At 63.5% G+C, this 24,688-nt stretch carries 25 protein-coding genes; 13 read left to right on the plus strand and 12 right to left on the minus strand.

The window, feature by feature from the left end; translation table 11 throughout:
- Positions 1–52: 52 nt before the first annotated feature.
- From ACTYOL_RS00250 to ACTYOL_RS00260, 3 genes are all read left to right on the plus strand, one after another.
- Positions 53–1,108 carry a PA0069 family radical SAM protein gene (locus ACTYOL_RS00250; protein WP_444757391.1) on the plus strand — a complete coding sequence of 352 codons (1,056 nt, stop codon included), beginning with the start codon at positions 53–55 and terminating at the stop codon, positions 1,106–1,108.
- A gap of 337 nt (positions 1,109–1,445) precedes the next feature.
- Positions 1,446–2,165, plus strand: a complete 720-nt coding sequence (locus tag ACTYOL_RS00255; RefSeq protein WP_054893379.1) for a carbonic anhydrase — start codon at positions 1,446–1,448, stop codon at positions 2,163–2,165.
- Between the two features lie 187 nt (positions 2,166–2,352).
- Complete coding sequence (locus ACTYOL_RS00260; RefSeq protein ID WP_200603475.1) at positions 2,353–3,882, plus strand: SulP family inorganic anion transporter; 1,530 nt, start codon at positions 2,353–2,355, stop codon at positions 3,880–3,882.
- A 19-nt stretch (positions 3,883–3,901) separates the two neighbouring features.
- Here ACTYOL_RS00260 and ACTYOL_RS00265 read toward each other — a convergent pair whose 3' ends face one another.
- The 4 genes from ACTYOL_RS00265 to ACTYOL_RS00280 all read right to left on the minus strand — a co-directional run bounded on the left by ACTYOL_RS00265 (position 3,902) and on the right by ACTYOL_RS00280 (position 7,962).
- Positions 3,902–5,479 carry a M48 family metallopeptidase gene (locus ACTYOL_RS00265; protein WP_153774347.1) on the minus strand — a complete coding sequence of 526 codons (1,578 nt, stop codon included), beginning with the start codon at positions 5,477–5,479 and terminating at the stop codon, positions 3,902–3,904.
- Positions 5,476–5,841, minus strand: coding sequence for a hypothetical protein (locus ACTYOL_RS00270; protein ID WP_054893377.1), 366 nt, complete (start codon positions 5,839–5,841; stop codon positions 5,476–5,478). Before ACTYOL_RS00270 ends, ACTYOL_RS00265 begins: the two co-directional genes overlap by 4 nt.
- A gap of 33 nt (positions 5,842–5,874) precedes the next feature.
- The gene (locus tag ACTYOL_RS00275; RefSeq protein WP_200603476.1) at positions 5,875–7,215 is read right to left on the minus strand and encodes a CHASE2 domain-containing protein; all 1,341 of its coding nucleotides are present in this window, start codon (positions 7,213–7,215) and stop codon (positions 5,875–5,877) included.
- Positions 7,216–7,326: 111 nt separating this feature from the next.
- Complete coding sequence (locus tag ACTYOL_RS00280) at positions 7,327–7,962, minus strand: hypothetical protein (RefSeq protein ID WP_054893375.1); 636 nt, start codon at positions 7,960–7,962, stop codon at positions 7,327–7,329.
- Positions 7,963–8,344: 382 nt separating this feature from the next.
- Between ACTYOL_RS00280 and coxB the strand changes: the two genes are divergently transcribed.
- Genes coxB through ACTYOL_RS00300 form a run of 4 tightly spaced genes read left to right on the plus strand, consistent with a single transcriptional unit; the run spans position 8,345 to position 12,582 of the window.
- Complete coding sequence (gene coxB, locus ACTYOL_RS00285; protein ID WP_054893374.1) at positions 8,345–9,472, plus strand: cytochrome c oxidase subunit II; 1,128 nt, start codon at positions 8,345–8,347, stop codon at positions 9,470–9,472.
- Positions 9,473–9,515: 43 nt separating this feature from the next.
- Positions 9,516–11,099, plus strand: coding sequence for a cytochrome c oxidase subunit I (ctaD, locus tag ACTYOL_RS00290; protein WP_065864686.1), 1,584 nt, complete (start codon positions 9,516–9,518; stop codon positions 11,097–11,099).
- A 12-nt stretch (positions 11,100–11,111) separates the two neighbouring features.
- Positions 11,112–11,678 carry a cytochrome c oxidase assembly protein gene (locus ACTYOL_RS00295; protein ID WP_054893372.1) on the plus strand — a complete coding sequence of 189 codons (567 nt, stop codon included), beginning with the start codon at positions 11,112–11,114 and terminating at the stop codon, positions 11,676–11,678.
- Between the two features lie 16 nt (positions 11,679–11,694).
- Positions 11,695–12,582, plus strand: coding sequence for a cytochrome c oxidase subunit 3 (locus ACTYOL_RS00300; protein WP_054893371.1), 888 nt, complete (start codon positions 11,695–11,697; stop codon positions 12,580–12,582).
- A gap of 30 nt (positions 12,583–12,612) precedes the next feature.
- On the opposite strand, the gene ACTYOL_RS00305 is transcribed toward ACTYOL_RS00300, so the two are convergent.
- Positions 12,613–12,816 (minus strand): twin transmembrane helix small protein, encoded by a 204-nt coding sequence (locus ACTYOL_RS00305; RefSeq protein WP_054893370.1) that lies wholly within the window; start codon positions 12,814–12,816, stop codon positions 12,613–12,615.
- Positions 12,817–12,879: 63 nt separating this feature from the next.
- Between ACTYOL_RS00305 and ACTYOL_RS00310 the strand changes: the two genes are divergently transcribed.
- The 5 genes from ACTYOL_RS00310 to ACTYOL_RS00330 are packed head-to-tail and all read left to right on the plus strand — an operon-like array spanning position 12,880 to position 16,769.
- Positions 12,880–13,623, plus strand: coding sequence for an SURF1 family protein (locus tag ACTYOL_RS00310; protein ID WP_444758183.1), 744 nt, complete (start codon positions 12,880–12,882; stop codon positions 13,621–13,623).
- Positions 13,589–14,173 (plus strand): hypothetical protein, encoded by a 585-nt coding sequence (locus ACTYOL_RS00315; protein ID WP_197891798.1) that lies wholly within the window; start codon positions 13,589–13,591, stop codon positions 14,171–14,173. Before ACTYOL_RS00310 ends, ACTYOL_RS00315 begins: the two co-directional genes overlap by 35 nt.
- A 9-nt stretch (positions 14,174–14,182) precedes the next feature.
- A complete protein-coding gene (locus ACTYOL_RS00320) occupies positions 14,183–15,256 on the plus strand; it encodes a COX15/CtaA family protein (protein ID WP_125931061.1) in 1,074 nt (357 codons plus the stop codon).
- Positions 15,241–16,140, plus strand: coding sequence for a heme o synthase (cyoE, locus tag ACTYOL_RS00325; protein WP_200603477.1), 900 nt, complete (start codon positions 15,241–15,243; stop codon positions 16,138–16,140). The genes ACTYOL_RS00320 and cyoE overlap by 16 nt, the downstream gene beginning before the upstream one ends.
- On the plus strand, positions 16,137–16,769 hold the full coding sequence (locus ACTYOL_RS00330) for an SCO family protein (protein WP_197891801.1): 633 nt from the start codon (positions 16,137–16,139) through the stop codon (positions 16,767–16,769). The genes cyoE and ACTYOL_RS00330 overlap by 4 nt, the downstream gene beginning before the upstream one ends.
- A gap of 73 nt (positions 16,770–16,842) precedes the next feature.
- Here ACTYOL_RS00330 and ACTYOL_RS00335 read toward each other — a convergent pair whose 3' ends face one another.
- From ACTYOL_RS00335 to ACTYOL_RS00345, 3 genes are all read right to left on the minus strand, one after another.
- Entirely contained in the window at positions 16,843–17,616 is a 774-nt protein-coding gene (locus tag ACTYOL_RS00335; RefSeq protein WP_444757392.1) for a MetQ/NlpA family ABC transporter substrate-binding protein, read from the minus strand.
- Between the two features lie 64 nt (positions 17,617–17,680).
- On the minus strand, positions 17,681–18,352 hold the full coding sequence (locus tag ACTYOL_RS00340) for a methionine ABC transporter permease (protein WP_054893364.1): 672 nt from the start codon (positions 18,350–18,352) through the stop codon (positions 17,681–17,683).
- Positions 18,352–19,359 carry a methionine ABC transporter ATP-binding protein gene (locus ACTYOL_RS00345; protein ID WP_054893363.1) on the minus strand — a complete coding sequence of 336 codons (1,008 nt, stop codon included), beginning with the start codon at positions 19,357–19,359 and terminating at the stop codon, positions 18,352–18,354. Before ACTYOL_RS00345 ends, ACTYOL_RS00340 begins: the two co-directional genes overlap by 1 nt.
- Positions 19,360–19,583: 224 nt before the next feature.
- Here ACTYOL_RS00345 and katE point away from each other — a divergent pair, with 224 nt between their 5' ends.
- Complete coding sequence (gene katE / locus ACTYOL_RS00350; RefSeq protein ID WP_444757393.1) at positions 19,584–21,728, plus strand: catalase HPII; 2,145 nt, start codon at positions 19,584–19,586, stop codon at positions 21,726–21,728.
- 92 nt (positions 21,729–21,820) lie between these two features.
- Here the strand turns inward: katE and ACTYOL_RS00355 are convergent, their stop codons facing one another.
- From ACTYOL_RS00355 to zur, 4 genes are all read right to left on the minus strand, one after another.
- Positions 21,821–22,528, minus strand: coding sequence for a PA5502 family lipoprotein (locus ACTYOL_RS00355; RefSeq protein WP_153774339.1), 708 nt, complete (start codon positions 22,526–22,528; stop codon positions 21,821–21,823).
- A 128-nt stretch (positions 22,529–22,656) separates the two neighbouring features.
- Complete coding sequence (gene znuB / locus ACTYOL_RS00360) at positions 22,657–23,439, minus strand: zinc ABC transporter permease subunit ZnuB (RefSeq protein WP_063541998.1); 783 nt, start codon at positions 23,437–23,439, stop codon at positions 22,657–22,659.
- Complete coding sequence (znuC, locus tag ACTYOL_RS00365) at positions 23,432–24,205, minus strand: zinc ABC transporter ATP-binding protein ZnuC (protein ID WP_054893359.1); 774 nt, start codon at positions 24,203–24,205, stop codon at positions 23,432–23,434. Before znuC ends, znuB begins: the two co-directional genes overlap by 8 nt.
- Complete coding sequence (zur, locus tag ACTYOL_RS00370) at positions 24,202–24,687, minus strand: zinc uptake transcriptional repressor Zur (RefSeq protein ID WP_444757394.1); 486 nt, start codon at positions 24,685–24,687, stop codon at positions 24,202–24,204. Before zur ends, znuC begins: the two co-directional genes overlap by 4 nt.
- Position 24,688: the final 1 nt, after the last annotated feature.

A 24,688-nucleotide genomic window follows, 5' to 3' on the forward strand; every position in this document is an offset into this window, starting at 1 on the left:
CTGTGCAAACCCGGATTACTGTATGCATATACAGCAATTCGGGTTTTCCACCATGAAACCAACCCCAGTCCGCGGTCGCGGTACTGCCACCAACCCGCACAACCGCTTCGCCCCCAGCCATTCGGTGGTCGAGGACGACGGCTGGCACCAGGAAGTCCCTCTCACCCAGGGCACCGAGGTGCGGATCGAAACCGCCAAGACCATCATCGCCCGCAATACCTCGCCCGACCTGCCCTTCGACCGTTCGATCAACCCCTACCGCGGTTGTGAACACGGCTGCATCTATTGCTACGCCCGGCCCAGCCACGCCTATTGGGACCTCTCCCCCGGCCTCGACTTCGAGACCAAGCTCATCGCCAAGACCAATGCCGCCGAGGTGCTCGAACAGCAGTTGAGCAAGCCGGGCTATGTCTGCGCCCCGATCAACCTCGGCGCCAACACCGACCCCTACCAGCCCATAGAGCGCGAGCATCAGTTGACCCGTCGCCTGCTCGAGGTGCTGCTGCGCTACCGCCATCCGGTGACCATCGTCACCAAGGGCTCGCTGGTGCTACGAGACCTGGACCTCTTGAGCGAACTGGCCAGCCAGCGCCTGGCGCGGGTGATGATCAGCCTGACCACCCTCGACGACGAACTCAAACGCACCCTCGAGCCCCGCGCGGCGGCACCCAAGGCGCGCCTGCGGGCGATCCGCGTGTTGCGCGAGGCGGGTGTGCCGGTGGGGGTGCTGTGTTCGCCGATGATCCCGATGATCAACGACAGCGAACTGGAGCACCTGCTTCAGGCCGCCAAGGAAGCTGGCGCGCAGAGCGCCGCCTACATGATGCTGCGCCTGCCGCTGGAGGTGGCGCCGTTGTTCGAACAGTGGTTGCAGGACCATTATCCGCAGCGTGCGGCCCACGTGCTCAGCCTGATTCGTCAGAGCCGGGGTGGTGAGCTGTATGACAGCCGCTTTGGCGCGCGGATGCGGGGTGAAGGAGTCTTTGCCGAGCTGCTGGCGCAGCGTTTTCGCAAGGCTTCGCGGCAGTTGGGGTTTGAAGGGCGGGAGCATGTGTCGCTCGATTGCAGTGCCTTCTGCCCACCAGGCGGGCAGATGGCATTGTTTTGAGACGCTGAAGGTCTTGCAGGAGCGGGTTCACCCACGAAGAGGCCATCACCGTACAGTTCCACTACCCTGTAACCTGACTCATACCTACCAATAATTTCATTGGAGGGTATTGGCGGCTGATGCTTTTTTGCTATTATCAAAGCCTCCCCTCGAAAACCTGGAACGCCCGTTCTAGAGCCTCCGAATTCAGTTTCAGTTAAGTTTTCTCCGCTAGCGTAGGAAGTCAGTCCACAGCGACTGTGATTTATTACCTGTGCGCGTCATCTAATTCTCCGCATAGCCAGAATCTTTCCCCGGTAAAATGGAACTTACCTACAAACCGTCAAGAGGATGAATCATGCCCGTCAAGGACCCATCCAAGCCCGTTCCGGCCGCTCCCGCCGAGAGCGCCGATGCCGCCCTGAAGCACATCGTCGACGGCTTCCTGAAGTTTCACCATGACGTTTTCCCCGAGCAGCAGGAGTTGTTCAAGAAGCTCGCCACCGCGCAGAAGCCGCGCGCGATGTTCATCACCTGCGCTGACTCGCGCATCGTGCCTGAACTGATCACCCAGAGCTCGCCGGGCGATCTGTTCGTGACCCGTAACGTCGGCAACGTGGTACCGCCCTACGGGCAGATGAACGGCGGTGTTTCCAGCGCCATCGAATACGCCGTGTTGGCCTTGGGCGTTCACCACATCATCGTCTGCGGCCACTCCGACTGCGGTGCGATGCGCGCGGTGCTCAACCCGCAGTCGCTGACCAAGATGCCGACCGTTTCCGCCTGGCTGCGCCACGCCGAAGTGGCGCGTACTGTGGTCGAGAGCAACTGCTCGTGCGAAACGGAACACGAGAGCATGCAGGTGCTGACCAAGGAAAACGTCATCGCTCAGTTGCATCACCTGCGTACCCACCCTTCGGTCGCCTCGCGCCTGGCGGCCGGACAGCTCTACATTCACGGCTGGATCTACGATATCGAAACCAGCCGCATCGAAGCCTACGACGCCGCGAGCGACAGCTTCCTGCCCCTGGCTGCTGGCGAGCCAGTGCCGTGCGCAACTCCGAGAGGCCGCTACTAAGCGACCCCAACACCTGAAGAAACCTTGATAGCCGGCTGCGCCCACCAGGCGCGGCAGGGCTTTCTGCTGCCTTGAATTTCCCTGACCTACTTGCCGGCAATCCTGCTGGCGGCCCGCGCCTGCGCGCGATTCAGGGATCCCCGTGCCGTCGGCCAGTGGAATGGCCGTGAATCAGAAAAGGAGCGTTATGGTGAACATGACACAGATAAAAGCGGCCTTGCCGCGAGAGTTGCTGGCTTCGGTCGTGGTGTTCCTGGTGGCCCTGCCGCTGTGCATGGGCATCGCGATCGCCTCGGGCATGCCGCCCGCCAAGGGGCTGATCACCGGGATCATCGGTGGCATCGTCGTGGGCTTCCTGGCCGGCTCGCCCCTGCAGGTGAGCGGCCCGGCCGCAGGCCTGGCGGTGTTGGTGTTCGAGCTGGTGCGCCAGCATGGCGTGGCCATGCTCGGGCCGATCCTGCTGCTGGCAGGCCTGTTGCAGTTGCTGGCCGGGCGGCTGCGCCTGGGCTGCTGGTTTCGCGTCACTGCACCGGCGGTGGTGTACGGCATGCTGGCCGGTATCGGCGTGCTGATCGTGCTGTCGCAGGTGCATGTCATGTTCGACAGCGCGCCACAGCCCTCGGGGGTCGAGAACCTGCTGGGCTTCCCCGCGACCCTGGCCTCGGCATTACCGTTTGAAGCCGCCGGCAATGGCTGGCAGGCCGGCGCTCTGGGTCTGGGCACCATCGCGATGATGTGGGGCTGGGAACGCTGGCGCCCGCAGCGCCTGCGCTTCATCCCCGGTGCCTTGCTGGGCGTGGCGACGATGACCGCGATCAGCATCTGGCTGGCGCTGCCGGTCAACCGTGTGCAGGTGCCTGCAGACCTGTCGGAGGCGATCGACTGGATCCGTCCGGACGACCTGCTCAAACTGGCCGATCCAACCTTGCTGGTGGCCGCCTTCGCCCTGGCCTTCATCGCCAGCGCCGAGACGCTGCTGTCGGCTGCGGCGGTGGATCGCATGCACAACGGCCAGCGTTCGGATTTCGACCGGGAGCTGTCGGCGCAAGGTATCGGCAACATGCTGTGCGGTGTGCTGGGGGCATTGCCGATGACCGGCGTGATCGTGCGCAGTTCGGCCAACGTTCAGGCCGGGGCAAAGACTCGCGCCTCGGCGATCCTGCATGGCCTGTGGTTGCTGGCGTTCGTGGTGGTGCTGAGCAGCGTGCTGCAGCAGATTCCGGTGGCAAGCCTGGCGGGCGTGCTGGTGTACACCGGTATCAAGCTGGTCGATTTCAAGGCCTTCCGCGGCCTCGGGCGCTATGGCCGGATGCCGATGTTCACCTACGCCGCCACGGCGCTGGCGATCATCTTCACCGACCTGCTGACCGGGGTGCTGCTGGGCTTTGCCCTGACCTTGCTCAAGCTGGCGTTCAAGGCGGCGCGCCTCAAGATCAACCTGGTCGAGCTGCCGCGCCATGGGCACATGGAGCTGCGCCTGAGCGGTGCGGCCACCTTCCTCAAGGTGCCTGCCCTGACCCAGGTGCTGGAAAGCGTGCCTGCCGGGACGCATCTGCATGTACCGCTGGCGAACCTGAGCTACATCGACCACTCGGTGCTGGAGCTGCTCGAGGACTGGGGGCGCGCGAGCCGCGCCGCCGGCTCACGTCTGTCCATCGAGCAGCGCGGGCTCAAGCGGCGCATCGAGGGCCGCTTGCGACGCAGCGCGCAGGTCTGAGGCGTCGTGTGCCCAAGTCTCAGGCCGACTTGGGCACCAGCTTGCGACAGCCTTCTTTACGGCTGGGGTACTGCTCGCATTTGCGCAGTACCTGCTTTACCTGGTCATCGGCCTTGAGTTGACGACTGGCCAGCAGCTTCTCGGTGATGAACAACTCCTCTGAGCCCAGGTTCTGTTCGGCCTTGTCGATCATCCCCAGCGCTGCCTGGGGATCGCGGTTGCGCAGGTGATGACCGATGATCAAGTCATAGACCATCGGGCTTGCCAGCGACCAGTCCTGGATGCCCTGCAGGTCGGCGAGGGCCGCGCGGCCGTTGCCCTGCGCCGAATGCACGGCGAAAGCCGCACGCCGGATGCCTGGCTGGTTACCGACAGGAGACGCCAGCGCACGGCTGACGAAGGCCTCGGCTTCGCGGGTCTTCTTCTGCTCCAGTGCGGCGGTGGCTGCGTAGGCGTCACGGTAAGCCTGCAGCGAACGCTGCACCGTCGCCGAATCGCGCACCTGCGGCCAGGTGCGACGGTTTACCCGCGCCTGGGTCTGTTGCTGGTATTCGCGGTCCAGATACTGGCGCAGTTCTTCGTCTCGCTGGATCGGCGACATGTGCGAGCGGGTCAGGTACTGGCCGGTGGCGTTCAATGCCGTGCCCAAGCCCTGGTTGAGCAGGGTCTGAAGTTCCTGGGTGGTGCGGTTGAGGTCGAGCTTTTTCAGCGAGTCGGTCATCGCCGTCTGGCGCTCTTGCAGGAAGCTTGCGAGCAAAGGCTTCTGCTTGCCCTGGAAGTCTTCCAGGCGTTGCAGGCTGACGCTCGAAGCCCGCGGCGCGTAGCCGGCGCGGATCATCAGGTCGGCGCCGAGCAGGTCAGCCTGGTCTTCCTGGGTGCGGCCCCAGGCGGTGCTCCAGACATTGTCCGAGAAGCTGTTGGCCAGCGAGGTGTAGAGCACGGTATTGCCGATGGCCTTCTGCGTACCCACCGGGTCCTTGCTGAACAGCGCGCCGGTCTGCTTGTTGCGTCCGGTATTCTTTGCCACGGTTGCGATCACCACCGTGGTGGTGATGTTGGTGAGCAACTGTTTCTGCTCCTGGAACGCTGCCCGGCGATCATGATGGCGCAGCAGCACGTGGCTCATCTCGTGGCCGAGCATGGCCGCGATTTCATCCTCGCTCTCGACGTTGTCGAGCATGCCCAGCGGCACGAACAGGTTGCCGTAGGGGTCGGCCGAGGGGCCGAAGGCGTAGCTGTCGACGATGCGTACCTGCAGGTTCGGTGCCTGCCCCGGCCAGCCTTTGGCCAGGCGGTTGACGATACCTTGCAGATAGCTCTCCAGGGCCGGGATGCGCACCAGGTTCTGCTGGCGGATCTCGTCGGCGGGAATCGCCCGGCCGTCGAAGCTCAAGCGCAGTTGCTGGGTTTTCTGTGGGTCGAGCCGATAATACGAACGCACGTCCTGATGATCGACATAACGCCCGTCCAGCCGCGACTGGGTCGAGGGGCCGACCAGGTTCTGCAAGGCGTCGTTGGCCCCATTGAGCGTGTTGCAGCCGCCAAGCATTGCCAGCGACAGGGCGGCAGCGACGCCCTTGAGCTTGCCCGCACTCATTTCTTGCACCCGGCGCCGTAGCCGATGGTCGAGTTGTTCTGGTGGTCGTCGGAATAGCCGCTTTGCAGGGTCTGGCAGGGGAACTTGACGATGTTCAACGGCGGGTTCACCCGTACCGCCATGGTGTCCATCCAGACGTTACCCTCGGGCAGGCCTACCTGGATGATGTCCAGCTCCTTGTTGTACTGCAGCACCTTGGGCGCTTTTGGCAGGCTGCTGCTGTCGACCTGGCGCAGCGATTTGCCCTGGTCGTCCAGCACTGCCACCGACTTGCGCAGCCAGGCTTCGACTACCGGCTCGGGGGTGGCCATCACACTCTGGCTGACCAGCAGCGACAGCAGCAATAGGGAGCTCTTGATCATCTCTGGGGTCCTTTGATAGAGAAATTCCGGGTGTCAGGCCCTGTTGGCGAACAGGGCCTGGATCCTTGCGCTGAACAACGTGAGCGACAACAGCAACAGGCCGAGCACGTTGGCGGGCGTGTAGTTGTAGTGCCAAAGCCCGCAACTGAGCAGGACGATGGCGGCGAGTACCAAGGCCCAGGCAGCCAGTGGCCGCAGCCTTGGGCGACGCCGTTGGATGAACAGCGCGCGGGTGAACAGCGGGGCGTCCAGGCTGCCCTTGAGCAGGGTGATGCCGCCGAGCAGTAGCAGTTCGAGGATATCCAGCACATCGACGGAGCCTGCCGGAATGCCGAGGTCGGCGAGGCTGGGCGTGGCCCGGTAGTAGTTCATGCCCCAGTTGATCAGGTTGTCCAGGGCCATGGCATGCCAGTAGACGCCGGGAATCTTGCCGTGCAGCGCAGATTGGGTGAGGTCGCCGGTGCCAGCGATCTGCGCGCCGACCAGGACCAGCTTCCCGCGCAGCAGTGATTCGAGCAGCTTGCGGTCGTCCGGGTCGGTGACCTCAAGGTCGGTAGGCGACAGCGTCAGGGTGTACGCGCAGGTCGCCCGTGCCTGTTTGCCCAGCTTCCAGAACACCGCCTGCTTCAGTTGCTCGAACAATCCCGGAATATCGCAGGTGCTGACATCGGCGACCTTTTCCTGCTCGGGCGAGCGGTACACGCCCCATTGCACGGTCATCGGAGCAAGCTCGGCAGCCCTGGCGGGGTCTGCGGGCAGGTCTGTGCATGCCTGGTGGCGGCAATAGTCGCGGTAGAGGCGCAGGGCCGGAGTTTCCAGCGTGCCCAAGGGCGTCTTCACAGCGAGCGGGTACTGGTTGCCGAAGTCGCTCCAGCTCACCAGCGCTGGTGTGCTGACCTCGGCCAGGCGCGGCAGGGTGTTGACCGCGCCTTCGCTTGCCCGCGGCAGGCCGGTATCGGCCAGGTACAGCGGGATATCCTGCTGGCGATAGCGTTCGAACACATTGGCCAGCAGCTGGCTTTCCATGCGTGGGGGCTGCCCGGGGATTTCACGCGAGTGGTCGTGGCTGTAGAGCAGGTCGACGAACACTGCCGCCGGCTCATAGGCCAGCAGGCGTTTGAACAGCTTGCTCTGCTCGTTGTACGGCAGCGGCCAGTAGGTGTCGTTGCGCAGCAGGTAGTCATCGTCGATCAAGACCACCACGACCTGTTGCTGGCCCTTGTCGGCGTAGGTAGCTGCCAACAGGCGGTTGAGCCAGCGCGACGAGGCATCGTCGGTCGAGCTGGCGATACCAAAGGGGTCGAGCAACGCGATCAGTACGACTGACAGGCCGAACAGCGCCTGGCGCAGGGAAAAAAGGGAGAGCTTCAGCATCCATGCCTCAAACAAGGGGTTGAGGCATTTTGCCACTATTGGCGATCGATCCGAAAGCGCCCGCAACCATCGAGGGGCGCATTGCGCCCCGTCAATGATCGAATCGTCGTGTTACAGCGCCAGCTCCACGCTCAATTGGCGTGACAGGCACGGCCAGCGCTTCCATGCTGCGCCGGTCTCGGGGCTGCTGAGGGTGTTGCGATAGGCTTCGACCGACTCCACGGCAAAGCTTTCGTCATCGAGCATTTCTTCGACCGAGTGATGCACCACTTCATCCAGCTGGTTGGCGAAGTCCTCGCCGATCAACTGGTGGGCGATGAGGTTGGCCACGGTGGTGTCCACCGGAATCAGCGGCTGCTGGAAGTGGCGGATATACAGGTCGTTGACCTCCTCGACCAGACGATGGGCCAGATAGGCTTCATCGAGGAGGCAATCCAGGCCCACGTGTCCCTGCATCACCTCCGGGGGCTGCAGGAAATAGGCTTCGGCGATTTTCAGCACCGGCTTGATCTGCGACTCGATGCCGGCCTCGCGGGCGACGGCGTTGGCCGCTTCGAGCAATTCCGGAACCTGGTCGATGTAGGCCCGGACGAAGCGCGTCAAGGTACCCTGGGCGTCCTGCGGGGGCAGTTGGATCGAAGGATGCAGGTGAGGCAGTTGTTGTTCGAGGCGTTGCTTCAGTTGGCCTGTGCGGCTCTCATGTTGATGGGCGTGTTCGATCTGCTCGCGTACAGCTGCGATGTTCATGACAACTCCAGGGACAAGGCGTTACAAACGGAAGACACTAAGTTAGCTCGGCTGCGTAGATTGCTAAGACGCATTTGTTATAACAACAAGGCACTTGTTCCGCTGGGTTATATCAATGTGCCACTATTGTGCCCCGAACGCTCTGGAATAATCCTTTCAGCAGTTTCAGCAGGTGCGTGAAGTTGTTTTCACATCACGCGTTGCGTGCCATTGGCCGCTGTCTATACTCCGCTTGAACGTGATTCGTTGATGAGGCCCGACTGCCGTTTGCAGGGGGCTCGGTCGTCGAAGCCAGGCAGTCTTGACCCCCGTTCCCCCCCTTATGTCGTAGAAAACGTCGTCCACGCCTCCGGGACTACAAGAACGATAAGGGGAACCCGCAATGATGCGACATCCACATGTCTGGATGGGCCTCCTGTTGTGGACGGTGTTCGGCCAGGCACACGCGGCCTGGACCGTGAACATGTCTCCGGGGGCGACGGAAGTCTCCCACGCCGTGTTCGACCTGCACATGACCATCTTCTGGATCTGCGTGGTCATCGGCGTCGTGGTGTTCGGCGCGATGTTCTGGTCGATGGTCATCCATCGCCGCTCCACCGGCCAGCAGCCTGCGCATTTCCACGAGCACACCTGGGTCGAGATCATGTGGACGGTCGTCCCGTTCCTCATCCTCGTCGCCATGGCCATCCCGGCCACCAAGACCCTGATCGACATCTACGACGCCAGCGAGTCGGACATCGATATTCAGGTCACCGGCTACCAGTGGAAATGGCACTACAAGTACCTGGGCCAGGACGTCGAATTCTTCAGCAACCTCGCCACCCCTTCCGAGCAGATCCGCAACCAGGCGCCCAAGGACGAGCATTACCTGCTCGAGGTCGATCAGCCGCTGGTGTTGCCGGTCGGGGCCAAGGTGCGTTTCCTGGTGACCGCCGCCGACGTGATCCATTCCTGGTGGGTGCCGGCCTTTGCGGTCAAGCGTGATGCCATTCCCGGTTTCGTCAACGAAGCCTGGACGCGCATCGAGAAGCCGGGCATCTACCGCGGCCAGTGCACCGAGCTGTGCGGCAAGGACCACGGCTTCATGCCCGTGGTGGTCGAGGTGAAGTCCAAGGCCGACTACGACACCTGGCTCGGCGAGCGCAAGGCCGAAGCGGCCAAGCTCAAGGAGCTGACCAGCAAGGAGTGGACGCTCGAAGAGCTGGTCGAGCGCGGCGACAAGGTCTACCACACCACCTGCGTGGCCTGTCACCAGGCCGAAGGCCAGGGCTTGCCGCCGATGTTCCCGGCGCTCAAGGGCTCGAAGATCGCCACCGGGCCCAAGGAAGCCCACCTGGGCATCGTCTTCCATGGCAAGCCCGGCACCGCCATGGCGGCGTTTGGCAAGCAACTGTCGGAGGTCGATATCGCCGCGGTGGTCACCTACGAACGCAACGCCTGGGGCAACAACAAGGGCGACATGGTCACGCCGAAGGACGTGCTGGCGCTCAAGCAGGCGGACGCGCAATGAACCGGGTTAGCCGTGGCAATCAGCGGATTGCAGGAGACAGGACATGAGTGCAGTGATCGACGACCACGGCCATGACCATGCGCATGGTCCGGCCAAGGGCCTGATGCGCTGGGTACTGACCACCAACCACAAGGACATCGGCACGATGTACCTGTGGTTCAGCTTCGCCATGTTCCTGCTTGGCGGCTCGTTCGCCATGGTGATCCGCGCCGAGCTGTTCCAGCCGGGCCTGCAGATCGTGGAGCCGGCGTTCTTCAACCAGATGACCACCATGCACGGGCTGATCATGGTGTTCGGCGCGGTGATGCCGGCGTTCGTCGGCCTGGCCAACTGGATGATTCCGCTGATGATCGGCGCTCCGGACATGGCCCTGCCACGGATGAACAACTTCAGCTTCTGGCTGCTGCCGGCGGCCTTCCTGCTGCTGGTCTCGACCCTGTTCAGCCCCGGCGGCGGGCCGAACTTCGGCTGGACCTTCTATGCGCCGCTGTCGACCACCTATGCGCCGGCCAGCGTCACCTTCTTCATCTTCGCCATCCACCTGATGGGTATCAGTTCGATCATGGGCGCGATCAACGTCATCGCCACCATCCTCAACCTGCGCGCCCCGGGCATGACGCTGATGAAGATGCCGCTGTTCGTCTGGACCTGGTTGATCACCGCCTTCCTGCTGATCGCGGTGATGCCGGTGCTGGCCGGCGTGGTCACGATGATGCTGATGGACATCCACTTCGGCACCAGCTTCTTCAGCGCGGCGGGTGGCGGCGACCCGGTGCTGTTCCAGCACGTGTTCTGGTTCTTCGGCCACCCCGAGGTGTACATCATGATCCTGCCGGCCTTCGGCGCGGTCAGCTCGATCATCCCGGCGTTCTCGCGCAAGCCGCTGTTCGGCTACACCTCGATGGTCTATGCCACCGGTGCGATCGCCTTCCTGTCGTTCATCGTCTGGGCTCACCACATGTTCGTGGTCGGCATCCCGGTGGTGGGCGAGCTGTTCTTCATGTACGCCACCATGCTGATCGCCGTGCCCACCGGGGTGAAGGTGTTCAACTGGGTCAGCACCATGTGGCAGGGCGCGATGACCTTCGAGGCGCCGATGCTGTTCGCCATCGCCTTCGTCATCCTGTTCACCATCGGCGGCTTCTCGGGCTTGATGCTGGCCATCGCCCCGGCGGACTTCCAGTACCACGACACCTATTTCGTGGTCGCCCACTTCCATTACGTGCTGGTGCCGGGCGCGATCTTCGGCATCTTTGCCTCGGCCTACTACTGGCTGCCGAAATGGACCGGGCACATGTACGACGAAACCCTGGCCAAGCTGCATTTCTGGCTGTCGTTCGTGGGCATGAACCTGGCCTTCTTCCCCATGCATTTCGTCGGGCTGGCCGGGATGCCGCGACGGATTCCGGACTACAACCTGCAGTTCGCCGACTTCAACATGATCTCCTCCATCGGTGCGTTCATGTTCGGCGCCACGCAGATCTTCTTCCTGTTCATCGTCATCAAGTGCATCCGCGGCGGCGAGCCGGCTCCGGCCAAGCCGTGGGATGGCGCCGACGGGCTGGAGTGGTCGGTGCCCTCGCCTGCGCCCTACCACACCTTCCAGACCCCGCCGGAAGTGAAATAGGAGGCTGACGCGATGACCGGCCTGTCGCTCCAACGCCTGGTGCTGCGCCTGTTGATGCTGACGGTGGTGATGTTCGCCTTCGGCTTTGCCCTGGTGCCGATCTACGACGTGATGTGCAAGGCCTTTGGTATCAACGGCAAGACGGGCGGGCAGTACGAGGGCAGCCAGGTCAGCGACCCCTCGCGCACGGTGCGGGTGCAGTTCATGTCGACCAACGCGAGCGACATGGTCTGGGACTTCTACTCCACCGCTGACCAGCTCGAAGTGAATCCGGGTGCGGTGAACCAGATGGTGTTCGTCGCGCACAACCCGACCGACCGGCCGATGAGTGCGCAGGCCGTTCCTAGCATCACCCCGGCTGAAGCGGCCGCGTATTTCCACAAGACCGAGTGCTTCTGTTTCACCCAGCAGGTGCTGCAGCCCGGCGAGCGCATCGAGATGCCGGTGCGCTTCATCGTCGACCGCGACCTGCCGGGCAATGTGAAGCACCTGACCCTGGCCTACACCTTGTTCGACATCACTGCGCGTCACCCGCCGGTCGCCCATGCCGCGGTACAGGACGTTCAGGGCGCCCGCTGAGGGAAGGAGAACAGCAATGGCAAGTCATGAGCACTACTACGTTCCGGCGCAGAGCAAGTGGCCGATCATCGCCACTATCGGGCTGTTCATCACGGTGTTCGGCCTGGGTACCTGGTTCAACGACCTCAAGGCCGGACACCCGGAATCCCACGGGCCGCTGATCTTCTTCGTCGGTGCGCTGTTTCTGGCCTACATGTTGTTCGGCTGGTTCGGTGCGGTGGTCAAGGAGAGCCACGCCGGGCTGTACAGCGCGCAGATGGACCGCTCGTTCCGCTGGGGCATGAGCTGGTTCATCTTCTCGGAGGTGATGTTCTTCATGGCCTTCTTCGGGGCGCTGTTCTATGTGCGGGTGCTGGCCGGACCCTGGATCGGCGGCGAAGGTGCCAAGGGCGTGACGCATATGCTCTGGCCCAGCTTCGAGTTCGTCTGGCCGTTGCTGCACACGCCCGATCCGAAGCTGTTCCCGCCGCCCAAGGACATCATCAACCCCTGGCACCTGCCGCTGATCAACACCCTCCTGCTGGTCAGCTCCAGCGTCACCATCACCATCGCCCACCATGCCCTGCGCAAGGGCCATCGCGGTGCGCTGAAACTGTGGCTGGGGCTGACCATCCTGCTGGGGCTATCGTTCCTGGCTCTGCAGGCCTACGAATACTACGAGGCCTACGTGCACCTTGGCCTGACCCTGGGCTCGGGAATCTACGGTGCGACCTTCTTCATGCTCACCGGTTTTCATGGTGCGCACGTCACGCTCGGCACCTTGATCCTGATCGTGATGTTCGTGCGCGTGCTGCGCGGGCATTTCAACCCGGACAAGCATTTCGGGTTCGAGGCGGCCAGCTGGTACTGGCACTTCGTGGATGTGGTGTGGGTGGGGTTGTTCATCTTTGTGTATGTGCTTTAGCCGCAAGGTGGACCCTGTGGGTGGGGTGATTCAGAACGGCGCGTGCGAAACCAGCTGCCCACTGATGAAGCCCCAGGCCACCAGGCCGACGGTCAGGGCGGCCAGGATGACGCGCACGGTCAGGGCCTTGAGCAAGCGGGTCGAGTGGTCATCGTCCTTGACCAAGAACACCAGGCCACTGAACAGGCTGGCGATGGTGGCCAACAGCATCAGGACAATCGCGGCCTTGAGCATGGCGAAACTCCGGGGGGATGCAGTGATGTGGACAAGTATAGCGATCGACAGGGCGAGGCCGCGGTGAGGCCATTTCGCCCAGGGCTGGTCCCGACCCTGGTGGTGTTCGCACTGCTGCCGGGGCTGATCGCGCTTGGCTGCTGGCAACTGCGTCGGGCCGAAGAAAAGCGCCAACTGCTCGACAGCTACGCCGAGCGGCGCATCGAGGCGCCGGTGGCCGTGGCGCAGCTTGTGCAACTGCCTGACCCGGTCTTCTACCGCGTGCGCCTGTTCGGTCAGTTCGACCCCGAGCACAGCCTGCTGCTGGACAACCGCCTGCGCGACGGCCAGGCCGGTGTCGAGCTGCTGCAACCCTTCCATGACCAGGCCAGCGGCCAATGGGTGCTGGTCAATCGTGGCTGGCTGCCGTGGCCGGACCGCCGCATACCGGTGCACTTCGACACCCCGGACCAGCCCCTGGTGCTGCAGGCCACGGTCTATGTGCCGCCAGGCAGCACCTTTCAGCTGCACCCCGACCCGCCCGGCGGCCAGTGGCCGCATCTGCTGACCGCTGTCGATCCCGCGCAGCTCTGGCAGCAACTGGCGCGCGAAGGCTTCGCCCATGAACTGCGCCTGGAACCAGGCCCTGCCAGCTATCGGCTGGATTGGCCGGTCGTTGCCATGGGCCCGGAAAAACACCTCGGCTATGCCGTGCAGTGGTTCGCCCTGAGCACGGCGCTGGTGCTGCTGTACCTGTATTTCGGCTGGCACAACGACAACAAGGAGAAACGCCATGGCCGCCGCCACGAGTCCACTGGACGTGCCTGAAGGGCGCAAGTCCCGCACCCGCGGGCGCTTGCAACTGATCCTGATCCTGCTGGTGACCCTCGGTCCGATGATCCTCGCCACCAGCATGTACAAGCTCAAGTTCTGGGTGCCGGAGGGGCGCAGCTACCATGGCGTGATGATCGGCAATGGCCAAAGCCGCGCCGATATCGGCATCCAGGCTCAGGACGAGCGCTGGCAACTGCTGGTCAGCACGCCCGATGCCTGCACCGAGGACTGCCAGCAACTGGTCTACCTCGCCCGACAGATCCAGGTCGGCCTTGGCCGCGATGCCAGCCGCGCCAGCCATGCGCTGGCAATCGCGACGCCCTTGAGTGGCGACTACCAGGCACTGCTCGAGCGCGAGTATCCGCAACTGCAGCGCTATCCGCTGGATGCCGACCGCTATCGCACAAAGGTCGTCGAGCCCGGCGCGCAACTGTGGATCGTCGATCCCCACGGCAACCTGGTGCTGCGCTACGACGCCAAGGTCAAGGGCAAGCATGTGCTCGACGACCTGCGCCACCTGCTCAAGCTGTCCAACATCGGCTAGGAGGCCAGCATGGCCAGACCCGGTTACCGACTCGCTGTGTTCGCCACCCTGCTGGCACTGGTCGTCGTGCTGCTCGGCGCCTACACGCGACTGACTCACGCCGGGCTTGGCTGCCCCGACTGGCCCGGCTGCTATGGCTTCATCGGCGTGCCCAAGACCGATGCGCAACTGGCCCATGCCGAGTTGCACTTCCCCGAGCATCCAGTGGAAGAAGCCAAGGGCTGGGCGGAAATGGTGCATCGTTATTTTGCCGGTACCCTGGCGCTGGTCATCGCTTGGCTGGCGATAGGTGCGGTACGTCGTCATGGCCGCGACGGTGGGCCCTACCGGTTGCCGGTGCTGCTGCTGGCCGTGGTGCTGGCACAGGCAGCGTTCGGCATGTGGACGGTGACCCTCAAACTCTGGCCGCAGGTGGTCACGGCGCACCTACTCGGAGGCTTCACCACCCTGAGCTTGCTGTTCCTGTTATCCCTGCGTCTATCCCGGGCCTTTGCGCCACCGCCCAAGCTGCCGTTGAGTCTGCGTCGGGTAGCTGCGCTGGCACTGCTGGTGGTGATTGGGCAGATCGCCCTGGGCGGGTGGGTGAGTGCCAACTACGCGGCAGTCGCCTGCATCGACTTGCCGACCTGCCATGGTCAATGGTGGCCTGCGGCGGATTTCAGCAACGGTTTCCATCTCACCCAGCACGTCGGCCCCAACTACCTGGGCGGGCAGCTCGACAGTGATGCGCGTACGGCCATCCATATCAGCCATCGCCTGGGTGCATTGATGGTCGTGGCAGTGCTGTTGATGCTGAGCTGGAAGCTGCACCGCAATGGCCTGTCCGGCCTGGCCCGGCTGGTGCTTGCTGCCCTGGCGCTGCAGGTGGGGTTGGGGATCAGCAACGTGCTGCTGCACCTGCCGCTGGGGGTGGCTGTGGCGCACAACGCCGGGGGCGCCCTGCTGCTGCTGACCATGGTGCTGGTGAACTACCGAATTCGGGTGGTCGACAAGGTGCGTGTCGGCCTGGGCTGGCGCCTGCGGCCGGTCACGCCTGGCGGCGTTTCCCATCATCTGAGGAACGACACGTGGCGACGGTTCTGAGCCAAGGGCGGCAGCGCGCTGGCTGGCGCGACTACCTGGAGCTGACCAAGCCCAAGGTGGTGGTGCTGATGCTGATTACCTCGCTGGTAGGCATGTTCCTCGCCACCCGCGCGGGTGTGCCGTGGACGGTGCTGCTGTTCGGCAATCTGGGCATCGCCCTGTGCGCCGGCGGCGCGGCGGTAGTCAACCATGTACTAGACCGGCGCATCGATGCCTTGATGGCCCGCACCTGCAAGCGGCCGGTGGCCAAGGGACGGGTTGCGCCCCTGCCGGCGCTGGCGTTCGCTCTGGCCTTGGCAATCGCCGGGATGGCGTTGCTGCTGGCCTTCACCAATCCGCTCACAGCCTGGCTCACGCTCGCCTCCCTGTTGGGCTATGCGGTCGTCTACACCGGCTTTCTCAAGCGCGCCACGCCGCAGAACATCGTGATCGGCGGCCTGGCGGGCGCCGCCCCGCCGTTGCTGGGTTGGGTCGCGGTCAGCGGCCACCTGAGCGCGGAGCCGCTGTTGCTGGTGCTGATCATCTTTACCTGGACGCCACCGCACTTCTGGGCCCTGGCCATCCACCGCAAGGAGGAATACGCCAAGGCCGAGATACCGATGCTGCCGGTGACCCACGGCGAGCACTACACCAAGCTGCACATACTGCTCTACAGCCTGGTACTGCTGGCGGTGAGCCTGCTGCCCTACGCCATCCACATGAGCGGCCCGCTCTACCTGGGCTGCGCCCTGTTGCTGGGGCTGCGCTTTGTCCAGTGGGCCTGGGTGTTGTACCGTGGCACCCGGCCGCACGCGGCGATCGGCACCTTCAAGTACTCTATCGCGTACCTGTTCCTGCTGTTCATCGCCCTGCTCGTTGACCACTACCTGTTGCTGAACCTATGACCCGAACCCAGAAAACCGTCTTCATCCTCGTTGCCCTGGTCGCGCTGATCATGGGCTTGACCGTCAACAAGGTGCTCAATGGCCGTAGCGAGGCCAATCCGGCCGAACTGATCGATGCCGGCATCATCCTCCTGCCGCAGAGCCGCAGCGTGCCGGATGTGACCATGAACGACCAGAACGGCCAGCCGGTGGCGCTGGATCAGTTGAAGGGCAAGTGGTCGTTGCTGTTCTTCGGCTACACCTACTGCCCGGACATCTGCCCAACCACGTTGGCGCAGTTGCGGCAGGTGAAGAGCGAGTTGCCCAAGGAGACGATCGACCGCTTGCAGGTGGTGCTGGTGAGCGTCGACCCGAACCGCGACACGGCGCAGCAGCTCAAGCAGTACCTGGGCTATTTCGACAAGGATTTCGTGGGGCTGGCAGGTTCCATCGAGGATACCCAGAAGCTGGCCAATGCCCTGAGCATTCCGTTCATCCCGGCTGACACCAGCAAGCCGGGGTACACCGTCGATCACAGTGGCAACCTGGCGGTGGTCGGGCCGGACGGGCGTCAGCGCGGGTTCATTCGTGCGCCGTTCAACAACCAGAAGCTGCTGGCGCAGTTGCCGGGGCTGGTCAAGCGCGATTGATGAACCCCCAAAAGCTTCGCGGGCAAGTCGGCGTTCCGACTTGCCCGCGAAGAATCCAGCGGTGTAGTTCGGCTTAGAACGCCGGCACCACAGCGCCTTTGTACTTCTCGTTGATGAACTGCTTCACCTCAGGCGAGTGCAGCGCCTGCACCAGTTTCTTCACCGCGTCCGCGTCCTTGTTGTCCTCACGGGTCACCAGGATGTTCACGTACGGCGAGTCGCTGCCTTCGATGGCCAGGGCGTCCTTCTCAGGGTTGAGCTTGGCTTCCAGGGCGTAGTTGGTGTTGATCAGCGCCGCATCGACCTGGGTCAGCACGCGCGGGATGGTGGCCGCTTCCAGTTCGCGGAACTTCACGCCCTTCGGATTTTCAGCCACATCCTTCACGGTGGACAGGATGTTGGTGTTGTCCTTGAGCTTGATCACGCCAGCCTTGTCCAGCAGCAGCAGAGCGCGGCCGCCGTTGGTGGCGTCATTGGGGATGACCACGGTGGCGCCGGATGGCAGTTCGTCGAGCTTCTTGATCTTGGCCGAGTAGACGCCCAGCGGCTCGATGTGTACGCCGGCAACGCTGACCAGCTTGGTGCCCTTGGCCTTGTTGAATTCATCCAGGTACGGCTGGTGCTGGAAGAAGTTGGCGTCCAGGCGTTTTTCCGCGACCTGCACGTTCGGTTGAATGTAGTCGGTGAACTCCTTGACCTTCAGCTCCACGCCTTCCTTCGCCAGCTGTGGTTTGACGAAGTTGAGGATCTCGGCGTGCGGCACCGGGGTGGCGGCGACGGTCAGGGGTTCGGCGGCATTGGCCGAGAAGGCCGCGACGGCGGCGACGACAGCGAACAGCTTTTTCATCGATCACTCCTTGTGAGGGCCGCGACGGCCCCCGAACGGGACGGCCGGGCCGACCCTGTTAGGCTTACTTACGGGAAAAATGTACGACCAGCTTGTCGCCGACGCTCTGCAGAATCTGCACCAGTACCAACAGCAGTACCACCGTGACGATCATCACGTCGGTCTGGAAACGCTGGTAGCCGAAGCGGATGGCCAGGTCGCCGAGGCCGCCCGCGCCGACCACACCGGCCATCGCGGTGTAGGACACCAGGGTGATGGCGGTGACGGTGATGGCCGCGAAGATGCCCGGACGGGCCTCCGGCAGCAAGGCATTGGTGATGATCTGGCGGGTGGTGGCGCCCATCGACTGGGTGGCTTCGATGATGCCGCGGTCCACCTCGCGCAGTGCGGTCTCGACCAGGCGCGCGAAGAATGGCGTGGCGCCCACGACCAGTGGCGGAATGGCACCGGCCACGCCCAGCGAGGTACCGGTGATCAGCACGGTGATCGGAATCATCACGATCAACAGGATGATGAACGGCAGCGACCGCAGGATGTTGACGATCAGCGACAGCAGCGCGTAGACGCCCTTCTGCTCGAACATCTGCCGGGGCCCGCAGAGGAACAGCAGCACGCCCAGTGGCAGGCCGAGCAGCACCGTGAACAGCAGCGAGCCGAACAACATGATCAGGGTGTCGCCGGTGGCGAGGGAAATCTCGGCCCAGTCGACGTTGGCGAAGAAATTCAGGGCGTCCATCAGCGCAGGACCTCCATGTGTACGTCAGCCGCCTTGAAGCGGTCAAACGCTGCGTCGATGTTGCCGCCGGTGACGGCGAGGGTCAGTTGCCCGTAGGGGACATCCTTGATGCGGTCGATACGGCCGGCCAGGATGCTGTAGTCCACCCCGGTCTCTCGGGCCACGGTACCCAGCAGCGGCGCGTAGGTGGCGTCGCCCTGGAACGTCAGGCGCACGATGCGGCCCGGCACGTGGGCGAAGTCGTCGCGCTGCTCGCCTTCGTCGACCTGCTCGTCTTCCTGGACGAAGCGCTTGGTGGTCGGGTGTTGCGGGTGCAGGAACACGTCCGCCACCGGCCCCTGCTCGACGATCACCCCGGCGTCCATCACCGCCACGCGGTCGCAGACTCGGCGGATCACATCCATCTCGTGGGTGATCAGCACGATGGTGAGCTTCAGCTCGCGGTTGATCTCGGCCAACAGTTGCAGCACCGAGGCGGTGGTCTGCGGGTCGAGAGCGCTGGTGGCTTCGTCACACAGCAGGATCTTCGGGTTGGTCGACAGCGCCCGGGCGATGCCCACGCGTTGTTTCTGGCCGCCCGACAGTTGTGCCGGGTATTTTTTCGCGTGGTCCGACAATCCGACGCGGGCCAGCAACTGGCTGACGCGCTTGTCGATCTCTGCGCGCGACAGCTCGCCGGCCAGCACCAGTGGCAGGGCGACGTTGTCTGCGACGGTTTTCGAGGCGAGCAGGTTGAAGTGCTGGAAGATCATGCCGACCTGCTGGCGGAAGCGGCGCAGCTGGTTGGCGTCGAAGGCGGTGACGTCTTCGCCGTCGACGATGATCTTGCCGCCGGACGGCGCTTCGAGGCGGTTGATCAGGCGCAGCATGGTGCTCTTGCCAGCGCCGGAGTGGCCGATCAGGCCGAACACCTGGCCATTTTCGATGGTCAGGCTGGTCGGATTCAGGGCGGGGATGTCCCTACCGGCGACGCGGTAGGTCTTGTGCACACGTTGGAACTCGATCACGTAGCGAACCTTGTGGGGCGCATGGAAATTGGGGGCAGCGGTGAGCTGCGGTGGCGCATTTTAGCCTTTTCCCATAGTTGTTCTTAGCATTTATTTCGTAATCGACCAATCGATCCGGCATAACGCGACAACCGGTAATCCCGATGGAACGCTTGGCGAAACGGTCCAGTCATTACTTCAACAAGCCCGAACGGGCAGCCTGAAGACTGATGAGGAGAGCCAAGATGTCGAGCAACAGGACGGATGCGCCCAAGCAGAGCGAACTGGCCGGTACCCAGACGCCCGACCGCGCCAACACCAATGCCAAGCTGCAAAGCCTCGAACAGGACCGTAACGACGCCACCGGCCAGGCGTTGCGTACCAACCAGGGCGTACGTATCGCCGACAATCAGAACACCCTCAAGGCGGGCGCGCGCGGGCCTTCGCTGCTCGAAGACTTCATCATGCGCGAGAAGATCACCCACTTCGACCACGAGCGCATCCCGGAGCGCATCGTGCACGCCCGAGGTACCGGTGCCCATGGTTATTTCCAGAGTTATGGCGATCACAGCGCCCTGACCAAGGCCGGCTTCCTGCAGGATGCCGAGAAGATCACCCCGGTGTTCGTACGTTTCTCCACGGTGCAGGGGCCGCGTGGCTCAGGTGATACCGTGCGTGATGTACGTGGATTTGCCGTCAAGTTCTATACCGATGAAGGCAATTTCGATCTGGTTGGCAACAATATGCCGGTGTTCTTCATCCAGGATGCGATCAAGTTTCCCGATTTCGTCCACGCGGTGAAGCCTGAGCCGCACAACGAAATACCTACCGGCGGCTCGGCCCACGATACGTTCTGGGACTTCGTTTCGCTGGTGCCCGAGTCGGCGCACATGGTGATGTGGGCCATGTCCGACCGCGCCATTCCGCGTAGCCTGCGGATGATGGAAGGCTTCGGTGTGCATACCTTCCGGCTGATCAACGCCGAGGGCGTAGCCAATTTCGTCAAGTTCCACTGGAAGCCGCGCCAGGGCGTGCACTCGGTATTGTGGGACGAAGCGCAGAAGCTGGCGGGCAAGGACACCGACTACCATCGCCGCGATCTGTGGGAGGCCATCGAGACCGGTGACTATCCCGAGTGGGAACTGGGCGTGCAGATCGTGCCGGAGGAAGACGAGCACAAGTTCGACTTCGATTTGCTCGATCCGACCAAGATAATCCCCGAAGAACTGGTGCCGGTGACGCCGCTGGGCAAGATGGTGCTCAACCGCAATCCGGACAACTTCTTCGCCGAAATCGAACAGATCGCCTTTTGCCCGGGGCATATCGTGCCGGGCATCGACTTCACCAATGACCCGCTGCTGCAAGGCCGGCTGTTCTCTTACACCGACACGCAGATCAGCCGCCTGGGTGGGCCGAACTTCCACGAGATCCCGATCAACCGGCCGGTGGCGCGCAATGACAACAATCAGCGCGATGCCATGCACCGTCACACCATTCACAAGGGCCGCGCCGCCTACGAGCCCAACTCGATCGATGCTGGCTGGCCGATAGAAACCCCAGCAGCGCCGCAGGACGGTGGCTTCGAGAGCTACCAGGAGCGCGTCGACGCGCACAAGATCCGCCAGCGCAGCGAGTCGTTCGGCGATCACTTCTCGCAAGCCCGGCTGTTCTTCCACAGCATGAGCGACACCGAACAACAGCACATCATCAAGGCCTACAGCTTCGAACTGGGCAAGGTCGAGCGCGAGCATATTCGTGCGCGAGAGGTTAATGAGATTCTGGCCAATATCGACCTGAAGCTTGCGGCGGCGGTCGCGCAGAATCTTGGTTTGCCGGCGCCCAAGAGCGGGACGGTCAAGGGTAAGGAGTCGAAACTCAAGGCGTCGCCGGCCCTGAGCCAGATGAATCATCCCGGCGATGTGGGCATCAAGGGGCGCAAGATCGCGTTGCTGGTGGCCAATGGCGTGGATGACGAAAGCGTCGACAGGTTGGTCAAGGCGCTGGAGGCCCACAGCGCACGTCCCATGCTGCTGGGGCCAACCTCGGCGCCGGTGAAGACCTCTGGCGGCAAGGCGCTGGCGGTGGATGCGTCGATGGAGGGCATGCCTTCGGTCATGTTCGACGGGATCCTGGTGCCCGCTGGCAAGGCCTCGCTGGATGCACTGGCGGGCAGCGGTGTGGCCAAGCACTTCCTGCTCGAGGGCTACAAGCACCTCAAGGCGATCGCTCTGGCCAATGATGGCAAGGCGCTCCTGGGGGCGCTGGGGCTCAAGGAGGACAAGGGGTTGCTGCTTGGGGATGACCAGAAGACCGTGGAAGCCTTTGTGAAGGCGGTCGAAGGGCACCGGGTATGGGAACGGGAGGCGGCTGCAGAAGCGATTCCGGCTTGATGCCGTAGCATCTGTTCGCGGGTAAACCCGCTCCCACAGGTTATGTACGCATCTGTGGGAGCGGGTTTACCCGCGAAGATGTCGACGCTGTTTCAGCGCTGATGCGGCACCAGCACCACCTGTGCTGGCAATGCCCGCTGGATCTCGTGCTTCTGCTTCAGCGCAAAGTCCGCATCGATCCGCGTCACCCGCTTCTGCAGCAGGGTCTTGAGCCACGGCGCATCCTGAGTGCGTGGCACCTGGAACACCACTTCGCACTGGTAATTCACCACATCGGCGGCGATGTTATCCAGTTGCTTGCGCATGGCTGCAATATCCGTGGTTTTCAGTGCAATCACCGTGCTCGGTGCCGCCGGGTCGATGACCCGTGCCTGTGGCTTGGATTCTGCAGCCTTCAGCGCGGCTTCAGCCTTGTCCAGCTCGGCCTGGCGAGCATGGGCGACGGCATCACCGCCGGTCAGCGCTGGTGCCTGGGGCATCAGTGCACGGGCGCGGGCCAGCGCAGTGGCGGCCGCATTGACGTCGCCTTTCTGCAGGACGATCTGGCTGCGTTGCAGGTAGGCTTCGGCGATCTGGCGCTGGTATTGCTCGATACGCGCATCGTTCGGCGACTGTGCCTGCAGGCTGGCGAGCTGGTCTTCGGCAGTGGCCAGCTCGTTGCTGGCGATGTTCTGTTGCAACTGCTGCCAGGCGTCCGGCTGCGCAGGCGCGACCGGCTGCTCGACCGGGGCACTGGAACAGGCGGCCAGGAACAGGGAAAACGCGGCAACAAGCAGATAACGGGAGGCGAACGGCTTCATTCCTGCGACTCTCTATTTGCGCAAAAAGCGAGCAAGTCTACACCCAGGTGCGCACGCTCGAAAACAAGTCTTACAGACCCTTTACGGGCGCAAAGGTTGCAGGGTGCGTCAATGCGCACCCTGAAATTTCAGCGCTTGGGCAATGCCAGGCTCAGCAAGAATAGCACTGCGGCACAGACCACGATCGATGGACCAGCAGGCGTATCCTTGAACCAGGACATCGCCAGCCCCCCGCAAACCGCTGCCACGCCCAGCAAGCTGGCGCCCAGGGCCATCTGCTCGGGCGAGCGCGCGTGACGCTGTGCCGCAGCGGCCGGGATGATCAGCAGCGAGGTGATCAGCAGCACGCCGACGATCTTCATCGCCACTGCGATCACCACCGCGATCAGCAGCATCAGCGCCATGCGCAGGGCCGCCACTGGCAGGCCCTCGACCATCGCCAGCTCCTCGTGCACGGTGATTGCCAGCAGCGGGCGCCAGAGCACCGCGAGCAAGCCCAGCACCAACACACTGCCGCCGAGAATCCATGAAAGGTCGGTGGTACTGATCGCCAGCAGATCACCGAACAGGTAGGCCATCAGGTCGATGCGCACATCGTGCATGAAGCTCAGCACCACCAGTCCAAGCGACAGGGTGCTGGGTGCGAGGATGCCGAGCAGGGTGTCGGAGGCCAGCGGCTGACGCTGTTGCAGGGTCACTAGCAGGATCGCCAGCAGCAGGCAGCCGACCGTTACCGCGAGCGTGGGACTGACGTCCAGCACGAAGCCCAGCGCCACGCCCAGCAGCGCGGCATGGGACAAGGTGTCGCCGAAATAGGCCATGCGCCGCCAGACCACGAAGGAGCCCAGTGGGCCGGCCACCAGCGCCAGGGAAAGACCGGCAAGCAAGGCGTACAGAAGAAAATCAGCCATGCTTGCAGTGCTCTCCGTGAACATGGGCGCCAGGGGCGATCACCGCGCCGTGCAGATCGTGGCTGTGATCATGATGGTGGTGGTAGACCGCAAGGCTTGGAGCATTCTGGCCGAACAGCTCGACGAAGGCCGGGTCGTTGCTGACCTGCTCCGGGTGCCCGGAGCAGCACACATGGCGGTTCAGGCAGACCACTTGGTCGGTGGCGCTCATCACCAGGTGCAGGTCGTGGGAGACCATCAGCACACCGCAGCCATGGCGGTCGCGCAGGCGGGTGATGAGGTTGTACAGCTCGGTCTGGCCAACCACGTCGACGCCCTGTACCGGTTCGTCGAGCACCAGCAGTTCAGGCTCGCGCAGCAGCGCCCGCGCCAGCAATACCCGTTGCATCTCGCCCCCGGAGACCGTCTGGATCGGGCTGTCGATGACGTGTTCGGCGCCCACCTCCTGCAATGCCGACAACGCCGCGGCGCGATCCACGCCCGGTACCAGGCGCAGGAAACGCAGTACCGACAGCGGCAGGGTGGCGTCTACCTGGATCTTCTGCGGCATGTAGCCGATGCGCAGGCGCGGCTTGCGCCAGACCTTGCCACTGTTCGGCTTGAGCAGACCGAGCACGGCGCGCACAAGTGTGGTCTTGCCAGCACCGTTGGGGCCGATCAGGGTGACGATCTGGCGTGGTGCGACCGACAGGTCGATGCTGTCGAGCACCGCTTCGCCGCCAAAGGTGACGCCGACCTGCTCCAGGCGGATCAGCGCGTCGCTCATGCGGCGCTCCGGCAGTTACTGCAAAGGCCGACCACTTCGACGGTCTGGGTGTCGACGGCAAAGCCCACGGCCTTGGCACTGGCGACGATGGCGCCGCTGATGCTCTCCTGCTCCAGTTCGATGGCCACGTGGCATTCGCGGCAGATCAGGAACTGGCCTTGGTGCTTGTGTTCAGGGTGGCTGCAGCCGATGAAGGCGTTGAGCGAGGCGATGCGGTGCACCAGGCCGTTTTCGAGCAGGAAGTCCAGGGCGCGGTACACGGTCGGTGGTGCGGCGCGGCGGCCGTCCTGTTCGCTGAGCACGGCGAGGATGTCGTAGGCGCCCAGCGGTTTGTGGCTTTGCCACACCAGCTCCAGCACACGGCGGCGCAGCGCGGTCAGGCGCAGACCCTGGCGGACGCACAGGGCGTCGGCTTCGGCCAAGGCGCTGTGGACGCAATGGGAATGATCGTGGGGACGGTGAGCCAGCGGCGTGATTGACATG

It is taken from the genome of Pseudomonas sp. A014, assembly GCF_052378495.1.
Taxonomy (GTDB): Bacteria; Pseudomonadota; Gammaproteobacteria; order Pseudomonadales; family Pseudomonadaceae; genus Aquipseudomonas; species Aquipseudomonas machongensis.